This is a genomic window from Caballeronia sp. ATUFL_F2_KS9A (assembly GCF_023630765.1).
Lineage (GTDB): Bacteria > Pseudomonadota > Gammaproteobacteria > Burkholderiales > Burkholderiaceae > Caballeronia > Caballeronia zhejiangensis.
Genome location: NZ_JALQEK010000001.1, coordinates 56748 through 71716, shown reverse-complemented (window position 1 = coordinate 71716; position 14969 = coordinate 56748). Strand labels below are relative to the sequence as shown.

Sequence of the window (14969 nt, the reverse complement as noted above, 5' to 3'; positions counted from 1 at the left end):
TGCGGACTCGCGCTTTTCCTGCGTGTCGATCGTGGTGCGCGATGCCTGCATGGCCGTTTTCGTTCCGGTCCGGTTAAAAGGTTTCCCAGTCGCCGTCGTCGGCGGTCGTCGCTTTCGCACGCGGTGCCGCAGCGGGCTTGGCAACGCTCGCCGGCTTGATCGCCGGCTTGACTGTTTCCTTGACTGCTTCCTTATTAACGGCCGCTTCCGGCGCAACTTTTGGCGTCTCGACAGCTTTCGCTTTCGCTGCAACCGAAGACGTCGACGGTTCGACGCGCGCCGCCGGCGCAAGACGCGCCACGGCCGTCGATGCGCTCGTGCGCGCCGGCGCTGCCGCCGCGCCTTGCACGCGCCATTGCGCGACCACGTCCTTCAGTTGACGCGTCTGCTCTTCGAGCGATGCCGCAGCGGCGGCCGCCTGCTCGACGAGCGCGGCGTTCTGCTGCGTCACGCTGTCCATCTGCGTGACGGCGCGATTGACCTGCTCGATGCCATCGGACTGTTCCTCCGACGCCGCGCTGATCTCGCCCATGATGTCGGTCACGCGGCGCACCGCTTGCACGATCTCGCTCATCGTCTGACCGGCGCGCGCGACGAGTTCCGTGCCGCTGTCGACCTTCGCGGCCGAATCGCCGATGAGCGCCTTGATTTCCTTCGCCGCCGCCGCGCTGCGTTGCGCGAGCGAGCGCACTTCGCCCGCCACGACCGCGAATCCCCGCCCTTCCTCGCCCGCGCGCGCCGCTTCCACGGCCGCGTTCAACGCGAGAATGTTGGTCTGGAACGCGATGCCTTCGATCACGCCGATGATGTCCACGACCTTGTTCGAGCTCGATGCAATGGCGTGCATCGTTTCGACGACCTGCTCGACGACTTCACCGCCGCGCGAAGCGATATCCGACGCGTTCACCGCGAGCTGGCTCGCCTGGCGCGCGTTGTCGGCGTTCTGCTTCACCGTGCTCGTGAGCTCTTCCATGCTCGACGCCGTTTCCTGCAGCGACGCCGCCTGCTCTTCCGTGCGCTGCGACAGATCCGTGTTGCCGCTCGCGATTTCATGCGCGCCGACATCGATCGATTCCGCGCCGCGATGTACCGCGCCGACCATCGTCGTCAGATTGCCGCGCATGCGCTCGATACCCGCGAACAGGCGGCCGATTTCGTTGCCGCTTTCGCTCTGCGCGGACTGCGTGAGATCGCCGCGCGAGATGCGGTCGAAGTGATCGACGGCCTCGTTGATCGGCTTCACGATCAGGCTGGAGAGCGCCATGCGCGTGCCGATCAGCATCAGCACCGCGAGCACGAGCACCGCGCCGATCGTCATGTTGAGCGCCGCGATATTCGACGACGTGCTGGCGCGCGAGCTTTCCGCGTGCGCCTGATGCGACGCGACCGCAGCCGTCACGGCCTGATCGAACGCGACGAACATCGGGCTGATCTTCGTGTCCGCGATCGCGTGATACGCGGCCAGGTCGTTCGCCCGGATCGCGGTGAATTCCGGCTCCACTCCGGTCTTCACGAGCGTCTCGTGCTGGGCGACGAGCGCATCGAGCGTGTCCTTCGGGAGCATCGGCTTCGGCGTATCGAGATAGAGCTTCCAGTTCTCGTTGCTCTTGTCGAGCAGATACTGGCCGCGATCGATCGCCTTCTTCGCTTCTTCCGTATTGCCCGCTTCGGCGAGCGAACGCACGCGGTCGAGTGTCACGCGCGAGCGCAGCAGATACGACGACGTTTCTGAAAGCGCGCGCATCGCGACCATGTCTTCCTGCGCGAGCGACGCGAGCGACGCATTGGCCGAGTTCAGTCCGACGAGCGCGAGTGCGCCGATGAGCGCCGCGCAACCGACGAACAACAAGCCGACGAGCGTGAGCGTCGTGCGGATCGACAACTTCTTCAGCATGGCTTCTTCCTGCTTCCTGAATACGTTTTTATGCGCCGACGGAGTCGATCAACTCCATCTCGCGGCTCGTCATGAGCTTCTCGATGTCCATCAGGATCAGCATGCGGCCGTCGACCGTGCCGAGGCCCGTCAGATATTCGGTCGCGAGCGTGCCGCCGAATTCCGGCGCGGGCATCACCTGTTCCTGCGTGAGCGTGAGCACGTCCGACACGCCGTCGACGACCATGCCGACCACGCGATGCGCGACGTTCAGGATGATGACGACCGTCTGGTTGTCGTACTCGACGCGGCCCAGATTGAACTTGATGCGCATGTCGACGATCGGCACGATGATGCCGCGCAGATTGATCACGCCCTTGATGAACCCGGGCGCATTCGCGATGCGTGTAACGTTGTCGTAGCCGCGGATCTCCTGCACTTTCAGGATGTCGATGCCGTATTCCTCGGCGCCGAGCGTGAACACGAGGAATTCCTGTCCGGCTGCTTCCGTGTTTTGCGTGTCACGACGCGAAGGCGCAGCGGTTTGAATCGATTGAACGTCTGCCATGAAAGACTCCTTCGGTATTAGTGAGCGTGCGCGCCGTGCTGTGCGCGCGATTCGCGGTTGAGCGCGGCCACGTCGACGATCAGCGCGACGCTGCCGTCGCCCAGGATGGTCGCGGCGGAAATGCCGTGCACCTTGCGGTAATTCGTTTCGAGGTTCTTGACGACGACTTGCTGCTGGCCGACGAGCTCGTCGATCAGCATCGCGAAGCGGCGTCCTTCCGTCTGCATGATCGTGACGATGCCCTGCGTCGGCTCCGTGCGCGCGCCTTCGACATCGAACACGCGATGCAGCGCGACGAGCGGCAGATATTCGCCGCGCACGCGCACGACGCGCTCGCCGTTCGCGACCGTGTAGATGTCCTCGGCGACCGGTTGCAGCGACTCCATCACGAAGTTGAGCGGCAGAATGAAGATCTCGTTGCCGACCTTCACCGACATGCCGTCGAGAATCGCGAGCGTGAGCGGCAGCACGATCTTCGTCGTCGTGCCCGCGCCCTGGCGCGACATGATTTCGACGTGGCCGCCCATCGACTGGATGTTGCGCTTCACCACGTCCATGCCGACGCCGCGGCCGGAAATGTCCGTCACTTGTTCGGCGGTCGAGAAGCCCGGCATGAAGATGAGTTGCCAGACTTCTTCGTCGCTCATCGATTCGGAAACCTGCATGCCCTGCTTCTGCGCCTTCGCGAGAATCTTGTCGCGGCGCAGGCCCGCGCCGTCGTCGCTCACTTCGATCACGATGTTACCGCCGTGATGCGCCGCCGAGAGCACGAGCTGGCCGGTCGTCGACTTGCCCGCCGCGCGGCGCGCTTCCACGGTCTCGATGCCGTGATCGAGCGAGTTGCGCACGAGGTGCGTGAGCGGATCGATGATGCGCTCGATCAGGCTCTTGTCGAGTTCGGTCGCCTGACCGAACGTGACGAGTTCCACTTCCTTGCCGAGCTTGCCGGCGATGTCGCGCACGAGGCGCGGGAAGCGGCTGAAAACGTAATCCATCGGCATCATGCGGATGGACATGACGGCCTCTTGCAGATCGCGCGCGTTGCGCTCGAGCTGCGCCATGCCGTTGAACAGGCGGTCGTGCAACGCGGGATCGAACGTGCTCGTGGTTTCCGCGAGCATCGCCTGCGTGATGACGAGTTCGCCCACCAGGTTGATGAGCTGATCGACCTTCTCCACGCCGACGCGAATCGAGCTGCCTTCCGCCGATGCCGCAGCCTGGGGGCGCGCTTTCTTGTCGGCGTCGCTTGCTGCGGACTTTGCCGGCTGAGCGGCGGACGGGTCTTTCGAGCCCGCCGCCGTCGCCGCTTCTTCCTTCACTGCTTCCTTGCCAGCGGCGGATGCGGGCGCCGCGTGCGCCTGCGATTGCTTCGGCTCTTCGTGTATCGTGGGTTGCGCAATCTGCGTGGCCGTCGCTTCCAGGCGCGCCGGCTGGGCTTCTGCGGATTGCGCCGCTGCATCGCCGCGGCCGATCGTGATCTGCTTTTCATCGATCACGAAGCAGCACACAGCGACGATATCGTCGGCGGGGACGTCCGAGTCGAGCCATACCACGTACTCGGCGTCCGCTTTCTTTTCTCCGACGATGCTTCCCAGGTTCCCCAGCTCCTCGATCAGAGTCGCCAGGTCCTTCTCGCCCACCCCCCGTAGCGTAATTTTCAGGTGGGGTCCAACTTCCGCGTGCGGCGCGCCGGTGTGTCCCGGCGTCGCGGCAGCGGTTCCTGCATTCGTTCCATCGGCGAGCTCGAACGCGCCGTCCCAGTTGCCGTCGTCCTCGATCGCGTCCATCGCCTGCGAAAGCACGTGAGCGGGCGGCGCATTCGGGCCGTCGTAGGCCGGCGCGGCGTTCGCGCTCGCGGCGGACGCGACGTTCGCGTCGGCGCCCGGCAGCGCGGGCGGCTCGATCCGGCCGGACGGTGCGCCTTCGGCCTGTTCGTTCTTCAGACGCTCGAGCTTCGCGCAGATCGCGGCCGCCGCGGCCGCATCCGGCTCCGCGCTCGCGCGATACGCGGCGAGCTGATCCGACAGCACGTCCTTCGTCGCGAGGAACGTGTCGATCATGTCGCGGCGCAGGACGAGTTCGTTGTTGCGCGCGCGGTCCAGCAGCGATTCGAGGATGTGCGTCGTTTCGGTGAGCGCGGTGAAACCGAACGTCGCCGCGCCGCCCTTGATCGAGTGCGCCGCGCGGAAGATCGCCGCGAGGTCTTCCGGATCGGGATTCGCGATGTCCAGAACGAGCAGCAGTTGCTCCATCTGCGCGAGCAGTTCGTCTGCTTCGTCGAAGAAGGTCTGGTAGAACTGGGTAATGTCGAGTGTCATGCTTGAGTCACCATCGGCGCGTGCGTGCGCGAGTTGTCTTGTGCGTTCGCTTTAGTGCTGCGTTTCTTCGGAGAGCGCGGCGACCAGTTCCGTCAGCAGGTCCGGATCGAGCGGCTTCTCGATCCAGCCTGTCGCGCCCGCCGAGCGCGCCGCGTCCTTGAACGGCTCGCCGCCTTCGGTCGTCAGCACGAGAATCGGCGTCGCCTTGTATGCGGGATTTCCGCGCAGCGCCACGATCAGATCGAGCCCGCTTCTGCCCGGCATGTGCTGATCGGTCAGAACCAGATCGAAGCGCTCCGCGAGCGCCCACTCCAGCCCCTCGTCGCCGTCCGACGCAACGGTCACTTGGTAACCCGCCGCCGCCAGCGTCGCCGAGAGGATTTGCCGCATCGCGGCTGAATCGTCGATTGCCAGAATGTGTTTGATCATGTTTGTCTCTTGCCGGGATGACGGTCGAAACGTGTCGACACTTGAGCGTCTTTTTCGAGGTTTTTGCTCACTTCGCCACGGGTCTCACCGCGACGCCGGGAATGAGCTGGCCGAGCGCCGACGACGGATTGCCGTTCGCGTCCGTGCCGTTGTCGAGCGTCGCGCCGCGTGAGCCGTCGTCGCGCAGCATCGACAGCTCCGTCTTGCGATTGAGCACGATCACGCTGATGCGCCGGTTCTCCGGATCGAGCGGATCTTTCTTGTTCAGGTTTTGCGTCGACGCGAGTCCGAGCACGCGCATCACCTTTCCTTCGTCCATGCCGCCCGCGACCAGCTCGCGCCGCGACGCGTTCGCGCGGTCCGCGGACAGCTCCCAGTTGCTGTAGCCCTTGTCGCCGCCCGCGTACTTCACGGCGTCTGTATGTCCCTGCACGACGATGTGATTCGGCACGTCGTTGAGCGAGCGGCCGATCTCGCGCAGGATGTCGCGCATGTACGGCTGCACGGCGTCGCTGGAGAGCGCGAACATCGGGCGCTTTTGGGTATCGACGATTTCGATGCGCAAGCCCTGTTGCGTCGATTCGATGCGGATCTGCTGCTTGAACTGGCGCAGCGTCGGATTGGCCTCGATCGCGGCCATGAGCTTCACCTGAAGGTCGTGCAGGCGCACCTGCTCGCGCCGTTCGAGCTCGCCCTGCGCGGACTTGAGCAGTTCTTCGTCGGTGTCGGACGAGGCGCGCTGCGCGAGCTGCGTGGCGCCATCGGTCTTGCGCGCGGCGCCTGCGTCGGTGCTGGAAATGTCGCGGCCGCCGCCCATGATGATGCTGTTGTCCATGCCGACGGTCTTGCCGCCGACCATCGCGGCCTTGAGCGGCATCTGGAAATATTCGGCGATGCCGCGCCGCTGCACCGGCGACGTCGACGAAAGCAGCCACATCAGCAGGAAGAACGCCATCATCGCGGTCATGAAGTCCGCGTAGGCGAGTTTCCACGCGCCGCCGTGATGGCCTTTCTTGCCCGCGACGACGCGCTTGATGAATATCGGGCGATCGGTATCGTTGCTCATCGCTGTGTCTCGACTATGGCGGAAGTCACTTCGACTTGACCTTGCGCACGTGTTCTTCCAGCTCGGAGAACGACGGGCGCTCCGTCGAGAACAGCACCTTGCGGCCGAATTCCACCGCGATCGCGGGGGCGTAGCCATTCAGGCTCGCGAGGATCGTCACCTTGATGCACTGGAACATCTTGGTCTGCTCCGCGACGCGCTGTTCCGCGACGTTCGCGAGCGGTCCGATGAAGCCGTACGAAAGCAGAATGCCGAGGAAGGTGCCGACGAGCGCCTGCGCGATCATCTCGCCGAGAATCGCGGGCGGCTGATCGGCGGAGGCCATCGTGTGCACGACGCCCATCACCGCCGCGACGATGCCGAACGCGGGCATCGCGTCGCCGACCTTGGTGAGCGCGTGCGCCGGCGCTTCGCCTTCGACGTGATGCGTCTCGATTTCCTCGTCCATGAGGCTTTCGATCTCGAACGCGTTCATATTGCCGCTCACCATGAGGCGCAGGTAATCCGTCAGGAATTCGACGATGTGATGGTCCGCGAGAATCTTCGGGTACTGGCTGAACACCGGGCTCTTCGCCGGATCTTCGATATCCGCTTCGAGCGCGAGCGTGCCTTCCTTGCGCGCTTTCGCGAGCAGCACGTAGAGCAGGCCCATCAGCTCCATGTACATGCTCTTGTCGTACTTCGCGCCCTTGAAGAGCGTCGGCAGCACCTGAATCGTCGCCTTGATGGTCTTGACGTTGTTGCCGAGGATGAACGCGCCGACGCCCGCGCCCGCGATCATCAGAATTTCGACCGGCTGCATGAGCGCGCCAAGGTGGCCGCCTTCGATGGCATAGCCGCCGAAGACGGACAGCAATGTCACGAGCGATCCAATGAAAATCAGCACAGTCGAGTCCTCACGTTTGATGCGGTAAGACCGCCGTTAAGTGGTTTACGGCACTCGACTGGAAAACTTTGGGGCACGGTCAAACCGCTGTAGGTTCCGTGCGGTTTGCCGCGCGACCTTCTCGCTGTTTCGCAAAAATCTGCGTCTCAATCGCTGATTTCCGGCAACTAAATATCGAACTTTTCCTAGCCGCGACACAAAATTTTCCCGTTCGAGACGAAACATCACATTTCCTGCCGATAATACGAACGCGCGTTCAGTTTTGTTGGAGACGCGAAGTCGTGAAATCGGAGAGAACGATGACAAGAGCAATGAAACAGGCCAGCGCGCTCGCGCTGACAGTGACCGCGAGTTCATTCGCCCATGCGGGTTTCGACTGCAGCGGTTCGCGCGGCGGCTGGCGTATGCAGACATCGGATAGCTGGACCGGCTCCGACAAACTTGCCCACGTGGCCGCGTCCGCGCCGTTCGGCGCGCTCGGCGCCTATTTGACGCGCGGCTCGGACCATCCGGTCGTCTACGGCACGTTGATCGGCACTGCCCCGGGCTTGGTGAAGGAAATCGTCGACGGAACCTGCCGCACGGACGGCTTCTCCTACAAGGATCTGGCCGCCGACGCGCTCGGTGCGTGGATCGGCGCATCGGTGACGCATTGGGCGATCATGTATCAGCGCACGCCGCACGGGATGACCGTCGGGCTTTCGTACCACGATCGCTTTTAGACGGACGCGGGCGCGCGGATCAGGCGGCGATCCGCCCCGCTTCGCGGTCCGCGCCCGCCTTGCGCGTCTTGCCCGCGCGCGATGGCGGCTGGCAGAGGCCGCACACGTAACCGGCGCGCAGTTCGTATGCATGTGCGACGAAACGTCCGCGGCAGCGCGTGCAGACGTTGGTCTGGAGCATGCCGGATTCGAAGTAGCGCACGAGCGTCCACGCGCGCGTGAGCGACAGCACGGGTTCGTCGCCGTACAGCGCCGCGTGTTCGAGATAGAGGCGGTAGCTTTTCACGATCGCGTGAATCGTCGGCTGGCTCTTGTCGTTGGCCGCCATGAAGCGATAAATGCCGTGAAACAGCGACGAATGGATGTTCGGCTGCCACGTCATGAACCAGTCCGTCGAGAACGGCAGCATGCCCTTGGGCGGCGACACGCCTTTCAGTTCCTTATAGAGCTTGATGAGACGGTCGCGCGACAGGCTCGTTTCCGCTTCGAGCAGTTGCAGGCGCGCGCCGAGCTCGATCAGCTCGATCGCCAAAGTGATTTCGCGGACCTCCGCGACCACGCTTTTCGTCGCCATCGGGCTTCGCGCGCGGCGTCAGCCGATCTGCTCGACGGGACTGTCCGCCAGCACAATCGCCGCGTGGGCGTGCGCGAGCGCCGCGCTGCGGTCCTTGTCGGCGAGCGACGAAAGGATCGCGTGGTCATCGAAACGAAAGCGGCACAGCAAATGGCTCGACGACGCCACTTTCACTGCCTGCGCGAGCGTCAGCGAAGCCAGAACTTGCGCAACCTGCTCCGAAAGGCCCAGGCGATACATCGCCGAGATGCGGTCTTCCTGAAGAAGCCGCTGAGCGAGGAGCAAGTACGACAGGTTCACCTCGCGGATTTCCGCGAGCGTACTCGTAGTGCTGGTCGTCATCTTTTTCCCCGAATCGAAACGTGGCTGGTCAGGCCCGGCGGGAACGTTTGCTCGAATTCGCAAAGAAACGCGAATGCGGCCCCGCGCGCGTTGTCTGTTGTCGATTCGATTGTCGCCGATGCCCGCCGCCGCGCCTGTCGGACAAAGCGTCCGACGCTGCGACGGAGTTTCGCGAAGAATCGTGTAGGAAAATTTCTTACAAGCCGGCCGCTTCGATGCTGCTCGGCAGACATGCGTTATCGGCACGTATTCGTCTGACTTAATAGCCGCGCCCCGTATTTTTACGACGGGCGCGCGCTGTCGCGCCTTTCAGGCCGCAGGACCGTGAATTGCTCATTCATGCCGCCCGGCGCGTCCGACGCTTCAAATCCGCCCTCATCGCCGCCATCGATGCAATTTCTGACTTCGTAACAGCACATGTATCGCGCTGTAACAACGATAAGCGATTGAAAAATGAAGTGAAATGCCGGTCTCGATCCCGATAATGATCGGTAAGGGATAACCCGGTCGCGATGTTTTTTCATCTCCGGGCCTGTCTCGGGCGGCGTCCAACCACACGCGGCCCGCCCGAATGGCATGCGTTGAGCGCTCGACCGGAGCGTGACTGCAATGCCTTACCTAAATGGAGAGTCACGTTATGCGAATCGCACAAATTGCACCGTTGCACGAAGCAGTTCCTCCGAAGTTTTACGGCGGCACTGAGCGCGTCGTGTCTTATCTGACGGATGCGCTCGTCGAACTCGGCCACGATGTAACGTTGTTTGCCAGCGGCGATTCGCAAACCAAGGCGACGCTCGAACCCGTGTGGCCGCGTGCGTTGCGTCTCGATCCGACCGTGCGCGACGCGCTCGCGCCGCACATGCTGCTGCTCGAAACCGTCCGCCAGCGCGCGCACGAGTTCGACGTGCTGCACTTCCACCTCGATTACATGCCGTTCCCGCTGTTCACGCAGATGGACACGCCGTTCGTGACGACGCTGCACGGCCGGCTCGATCTGCCGGAACTGCAGCCGATCTTCAACACGTTCACGAAGGCGAACGTCATTTCGATCTCGGATAATCAGCGCGGGCCGCTGCCGCAGGCGAACTGGCTGAACACCGTTTATCACGGTCTGCCGAGCCAGTTGCTGACGCCGCAGCCCCACAAGAAGCCGGAATATCTGGCGTTCCTGGGCCGCATCTGCCCGGAAAAGCGCGCCGATCTCGCAATCAAGATCGCGGCCCAGAGCGGTCTGCCGCTGAAGATCGCCGCCAAGGTGGACAAGGTCGACCAGGAATACTTCAAGTCGACGATCGAACCGCTGCTTTCGCAGGCGCACGTCGAGTTCATCGGCGAGATCAATGAAGCGCAGAAGCCGGAATTTCTGTCGGGCGCGAAGGCGCTGCTCTTCCCGATCGATTGGAACGAGCCGTTCGGCCTCGTGATGATCGAGGCGATGGCCTGCGGCACGCCGGTGATCGCGTTCAATCGCGGTTCGGTGCCGGAAGTGATCGACCACGGCGTGACGGGCTTCATCTGCGAGGACGTGCAAGGCGCGGTCGGCGCGCTGCAACGTCTCGACGAGCTGTCGCGCACGGAAATCCGCGCGCAGTTCGAGCGCCGCTTCAGCGCGCAGACGATGGCGCAGAACTACGTCGAAAGCTACACGGCGATGCTTCAGGCCGCGAAGCGCCCGGTGTTGCGTCAGGTCGCGGTGGGCTGATTGCCTTCCTGACCAGAATTGCTGGAACTGCCGCCCGCTTGCCGGGCGGCATTTTTTTGCGCGCTTGTTAAGACATTCGCTAAGGAATGATCCGAAGTTTCGGTGCAATGCCCGTGAATTGAGAGCCGATCGACCATTTTTGACAGTTCGCCAAAGACACCGCGCTTAAACTGCGCTGCGCAAAAGCGCGTCACGCGTTCTTGTTTGAAATCAACGGCTTTTCATCTTTTTCACGAAGGCAGAATCATGCATTTGTCGAAGCGTCTCGGCGCTGAAATTTTCGGTACTTTCTGGCTCGTGCTGGGCGGCTGCGGAAGCGCCGTGCTCGCCGCGGCCTTTCCTGAACTCGGCATCGGATTCGCCGGCGTTTCGCTGGCATTCGGTCTCACCGTCCTGACGATGGCCTACGCCATCGGCCACGTCTCGGGCTGCCACCTGAACCCGGCCGTGAGCATCGGGCTCGCGACGGCGGGCCGCTTTCCGGTGCGCGATCTCGTGCCGTACATCGCGGCGCAAGTGATCGGCGCGACGCTCGGCGCGTGGGTAATCTATCTGATCGCCACGGGCAATCCGAGCTTCGACTTCGCGTCGAGCGCATTCGCCGCGAACGGTTTCGGCGAGCACTCGCCGGGGCACTTCTCGATGGCCGCCGCGCTCATCGCCGAAATCGCGATGACGTTCTTCTTCCTCTTCGTGATCCTCGGCGCCACCGACGAGCGCGCGCCGAAAGGCTTCGCGCCGCTCGCCATCGGCCTGTGCCTGACGCTCATCCATCTGATCTCGATTCCGGTCACGAATACGTCGGTGAATCCGGCGCGCTCGTCGAGCCAGGCGTTCTTCGTCGGCGGCTGGGCGCTCGATCAGCTGTGGCTGTTCTGGATTGCGCCGATCGTCGGCGCGATTCTCGCGGGCGTGCTTTATCCGTTGCTGACGCGTCAGAAGTAAGTCACGGCGGCAGCAAACGGCGGCAAGCAAAACGGGCGCGAAATGCGCCCGTTTTTGTTTTTGCGCCACAGCGCGCATACGAAAGATTAAACGCGCGCGACAAATGTAATGCCGAATTACGCAGCCTGCTTATGAATTTGCGTCACGCGATGTCAAGGATCATTTCGCGCGCCGCCGAAGGCTTGAAGGATAAGGCTTCCAGCGATGTCGACGGCGCCGCCGCGCTTGCGAACTCCCTTACGCCGTCCTTGCACACGGTAACAAGTCCTCGAAGCATGTAAGACGGCGGGCGCTTAAATTGGACTCATGCGACACACGTCGCCTTAAAGGAGAAACACAATGAAGCGCATCGTCACCCACATGCTTGTCGCGACTGGTCTTGCTATCGGTGCTGTCGGCGCGGCTCAGGCTCACAGCGATCTGCACATCGGCGTCTCGCTTGGCGCGCCGGCTTATGTGGCGCCGGCTCCGGTGTACGTGCGTCCGGCGGTTCCGGCGTATCGCGCGCCGTACTATCGCCACGAAGCGCCGCGCTGGTATGGCCGCGATCATCGCGACTATGGCCGATACGACCGCGCGGGCTGGAACCACGGCGGCTACGGCAACAACTGGGGCCATCGCGGATAAGCGGGACCGGCCGCGGATCGAGGTCCGCGGCCCGCCGTGACGGATATCAGTCGGGCGTCTGTCCCGGCGACGCGAGTTCGTCGCGAATGTCGAACAGCTTGCGCAGCTGATGCGCGACGCCCGCCTCGAAGTTGTACCCAATACGCGGCACGTTCGGCAGGCGCTTGATCAGATCGGGGTTCGCGTTGTTCATCATGAACGGATGCCCGGCGGTTTCGAGCAGATCGATATCGTTCATGTTGTCGCCGAACGCGACGCATTGCGCGGTATCGACATCGAGCCGCTCCAGCACGAAACGCAGCGCGCGCCCTTTCGATACGTCCGACGTCATCACTTCCAGACAGTCCGGCAGCGAATACGTGACGTAGAGCGAATCGCCGAACTCCCGTTCGAGGTTCGCGGCGGTCACCTTCAGATCGGCCGGATCGCCGATATACAGCACTTTCGCGATGTTCTCGCCATCATGCTCGCGCAGATCCATCACTTCGTACTTGAAGCCGGAATCCTGGTGGAAGACCAGCAACTCGGGCGCGTGACGGTCGATGAGCCAGGCGTCGTCGGCAAAAAGATTGACGATGACGCGCTCGCTGCCCGCGATCTCGGGCTGCACGAGACGGCGCACGGCGGCGGGCTCGAGGTCGCGCGAATAAATGCGCTCGTCGGCCGGCGTATGCACGCGCGCGCCGTTGGACGTGATGAGATACGCGTCGACGCCGAGCACATCGCGAATGCCGGCGACGTCGCGATAATGCCGGCCCGTCGCGATGACGATAGGCACGCCGCGCGCCGCGAGCGCGCGCACGGTTTCGGCGGTGAAGGGATCGAGCTGGTGGTCGCTGTTGAGAAGCGTACCGTCGAGATCAGTAGCGATAACCGAATACATGACTGCCTTTGTGGTGCCGCGAAGGTCGGTATTTTATCGCGCCGCACCGTCCGCAGCCGCGAAAGCGGACGCCGCGCGTCGCGCCAGTTCGAGCGCGCCCGCTGCGGAATCGGCGCGTGGCGCACGCATGCGTTCGCGCAACATGGCCGGCACGAATGGCTCGTAAGGCGCGGCCAGCCCGCCGCACAGCGCGACGGGCAGCACGCCGGCGGGATCGAGCGCCGCGACGAGTTTCGCGATTTCCTGCCCCGCCTGATCCAGCAGACGCGCGGCCTCGGGATGGTCGCGGAACTCGAACACGGTGGGCGCAAGCGTCGCATAAGCGGTTTGATTCGCGGCGCACACCCAGACGACGAGACTGTCGCGATCCGTCGCGCCAGTGTGGGCGAGCATTGCGCGCGACCAGCCATCTTCGGGCGCGCGGCCGTCGAGCACGCGCTGCAGATGCACCACCGCGCGCAGGCCGAGCCACGCGCCGCTGGCTTCATCGCCGCTCGGAAAGCCGTAGCCGCCCGCGATTCGGCAAACGCCCGATTCGTCCAGCGACGCCGCGATGCTGCCCGTGCCGAGCGCGACGATCACGCCGGATTCCCCGCCGTGCGCGCCGAGCACGGTCGTATAGGCGTCGCTTTCCACGCTCAACGCGCGCACGTCCGGCGCCGCGCCGAGAAACGCGGTGAGCCAGTCCGCGTTGTTGACGCCCGCCAGGCCACAGCCGAGTGCGCAGTTGCGCCAGTCGAACGGCAGCGCGGCGGCCTCGAATGCGCGCGCGCACGCGTCGCCGATCGATTGCCACGCGCGCGCCACCCCGAGCCCGAGCCCCGAAGGTCCGCCGCTCGCGCGCGCCAGTTCGTTGCCGTGCGCGTCGGCGAGAATCACGCGCGTGCCGCTCCCGCCGCCGTCGATGCCGAGCAGGAAGCCGTCAAATGCCGAAGTCGAAGATGTAGTCATGGGCGCAAGCTTACCGGCGGCCGCGACGCGCGCCAATTGGCCGAATGGCATAGATGGCGCGATACGGGCGATCCGTTATGCTGACGCGATTCAAAATAATGATGAGGACTCGCAATGGCAGACGCCGAACACACCCGCTGCGCCTGGGCCACGACCGACGCGATGATCGAATATCACGACGGCGAATGGGGCGTGCCGTCGCACGACGACCGGCATCTGTTCGAAATGCTGGTGCTGGAAGGCGCGCAGGCGGGCCTTTCCTGGTCGACGATCCTCAACAAGCGCGAGGGCTATCGCGCGCTCTTCGCGGGCTTCGACATCGACAAGGTGGCGCGCTTCACCGAGAAGGACGTCGAGCGGATCGTGCAGGACGCGCGCATCGTGCGTAACCGGGCGAAGATCGAATCGGCGGTGCTCAATGCACGCGCCGTGAAGCAGATCCAGCAGGAGCACGGCTCGTTCGCGGATTTCGTATGGTCGTTCGTCGACGGCAAAACGATCGACACGCCGCGCGATGCGAAAAATCCCACGCCCGCGTCCACGCCGGAATCGGACGCGCTCAGCAAGGCGCTCAAGAAATACGGCTGCAAGTTCGTCGGCACGACGATTTGCTACGCGTTCATGCAGGCCACCGGCATGGTCAACGATCACGCCGTGGGTTGCATGTCGCGAGAAAAAGCTAAGACAAAACGGAAGACCGTTGCAAAAACCCCGCTTTGATCGATTCCTATGCGGAAAAATCTTGCCTTTTGACAAGACCGTATAGCCTAATTTACGCGATCTAGGGTAAATCCTTATAGATGACGGTTTTTTTGCAGTGAAGCACGCGCAATTGCCCGAACTGCAAGGCTTTTGGCCGGGTTTTCCGCACTGCACGAACGTACGAGCCGTGTAAAAATGGCTTCCTCGCGTGCGCTGGCGCACCTTTTTACCGTTCCGAACCGTTATAACTGACGGTGTACGGATCGTCACTGAGTGTAGAAATCCGACGCGAGCACACAGGGCGCAGTCAGACCACACGCCCAGGCCGGGAAAACCGCCGTGCTCGGAGCAGAGGCCGGGCGGCGAGCGTCGATTCTGTTG

At 63.4% G+C, this 14969-nt stretch carries 15 protein-coding genes; 5 read left to right on the top strand and 10 right to left on the bottom strand.

Features of this window, described 5'->3' with window-relative positions:
* Positions 1-73: 73 nt before the first annotated feature.
* The 6 genes from NCS67_RS00335 to motA form a co-directional block, all read right to left on the bottom strand.
* Positions 74-1894, bottom strand: a complete 1821-nt coding sequence (locus NCS67_RS00335) for a methyl-accepting chemotaxis protein (RefSeq protein ID WP_034470429.1) — start codon at positions 1892-1894, stop codon at positions 74-76.
* A gap of 28 nt (positions 1895-1922) precedes the next feature.
* On the bottom strand, positions 1923-2441 hold the full coding sequence (cheW, locus tag NCS67_RS00330; RefSeq protein WP_008351879.1) for a chemotaxis protein CheW: 519 nt from the start codon (positions 2439-2441) through the stop codon (positions 1923-1925).
* A 17-nt stretch (positions 2442-2458) separates the two neighbouring features.
* Positions 2459-4759 (bottom strand): chemotaxis protein CheA, encoded by a 2301-nt coding sequence (cheA, locus tag NCS67_RS00325; protein WP_008351881.1) that lies wholly within the window; start codon positions 4757-4759, stop codon positions 2459-2461.
* 51 nt (positions 4760-4810) lie between these two features.
* Positions 4811-5188 carry a response regulator gene (locus NCS67_RS00320; protein WP_008351883.1) on the bottom strand — a complete coding sequence of 126 codons (378 nt, stop codon included), beginning with the start codon at positions 5186-5188 and terminating at the stop codon, positions 4811-4813.
* Between the two features lie 67 nt (positions 5189-5255).
* On the bottom strand, positions 5256-6254 hold the full coding sequence (gene motB / locus NCS67_RS00315; protein ID WP_250433526.1) for a flagellar motor protein MotB: 999 nt from the start codon (positions 6252-6254) through the stop codon (positions 5256-5258).
* A gap of 25 nt (positions 6255-6279) precedes the next feature.
* Positions 6280-7140, bottom strand: coding sequence for a flagellar motor stator protein MotA (gene motA, locus NCS67_RS00310; RefSeq protein WP_008351887.1), 861 nt, complete (start codon positions 7138-7140; stop codon positions 6280-6282).
* A gap of 311 nt (positions 7141-7451) precedes the next feature.
* Here motA and NCS67_RS00305 point away from each other — a divergent pair, with 311 nt between their 5' ends.
* Positions 7452-7862 (top strand): YfiM family lipoprotein, encoded by a 411-nt coding sequence (locus NCS67_RS00305; RefSeq protein ID WP_008351888.1) that lies wholly within the window; start codon positions 7452-7454, stop codon positions 7860-7862.
* Positions 7863-7881: 19 nt separating this feature from the next.
* Here NCS67_RS00305 and flhC read toward each other — a convergent pair whose 3' ends face one another.
* Together flhC and flhD are read right to left on the bottom strand one after the other, a co-directional pair.
* The gene (flhC, locus tag NCS67_RS00300) at positions 7882-8436 is read right to left on the bottom strand and encodes a flagellar transcriptional regulator FlhC (protein WP_008351890.1); all 555 of its coding nucleotides are present in this window, start codon (positions 8434-8436) and stop codon (positions 7882-7884) included.
* Positions 8437-8454: 18 nt separating this feature from the next.
* Entirely contained in the window at positions 8455-8778 is a 324-nt protein-coding gene (gene flhD / locus NCS67_RS00295; protein ID WP_008351892.1) for a flagellar transcriptional regulator FlhD, read from the bottom strand.
* 637 nt (positions 8779-9415) lie between these two features.
* Between flhD and NCS67_RS00290 the strand changes: the two genes are divergently transcribed.
* The 3 genes from NCS67_RS00290 to NCS67_RS00280 all read left to right on the top strand — a co-directional run bounded on the left by NCS67_RS00290 (position 9416) and on the right by NCS67_RS00280 (position 12052).
* Positions 9416-10480, top strand: coding sequence for a glycosyltransferase family 4 protein (locus tag NCS67_RS00290; RefSeq protein ID WP_008351894.1), 1065 nt, complete (start codon positions 9416-9418; stop codon positions 10478-10480).
* Between the two features lie 246 nt (positions 10481-10726).
* Positions 10727-11425 (top strand): aquaporin Z, encoded by a 699-nt coding sequence (gene aqpZ / locus NCS67_RS00285; protein ID WP_008351895.1) that lies wholly within the window; start codon positions 10727-10729, stop codon positions 11423-11425.
* Positions 11426-11764: 339 nt separating this feature from the next.
* On the top strand, positions 11765-12052 hold the full coding sequence (locus tag NCS67_RS00280) for a hypothetical protein (protein WP_008351896.1): 288 nt from the start codon (positions 11765-11767) through the stop codon (positions 12050-12052).
* Positions 12053-12098: 46 nt separating this feature from the next.
* Here the strand turns inward: NCS67_RS00280 and NCS67_RS00275 are convergent, their stop codons facing one another.
* The gene (locus NCS67_RS00275; RefSeq protein ID WP_008351897.1) at positions 12099-12935 is read right to left on the bottom strand and encodes a Cof-type HAD-IIB family hydrolase; all 837 of its coding nucleotides are present in this window, start codon (positions 12933-12935) and stop codon (positions 12099-12101) included.
* A 33-nt stretch (positions 12936-12968) separates the two neighbouring features.
* Positions 12969-13886: a glucosamine kinase nucleotide-binding domain-containing protein gene (locus NCS67_RS00270; protein ID WP_250433524.1), complete on the bottom strand. Its 918-nt coding sequence runs from the start codon at positions 13884-13886 to the stop codon at positions 12969-12971.
* Positions 13887-14000: 114 nt separating this feature from the next.
* Between NCS67_RS00270 and NCS67_RS00265 the strand changes: the two genes are divergently transcribed.
* Entirely contained in the window at positions 14001-14606 is a 606-nt protein-coding gene (locus NCS67_RS00265; protein ID WP_250433521.1) for a DNA-3-methyladenine glycosylase I, read from the top strand.
* The last annotated feature ends 363 nt before the right edge of the window (positions 14607-14969 follow it).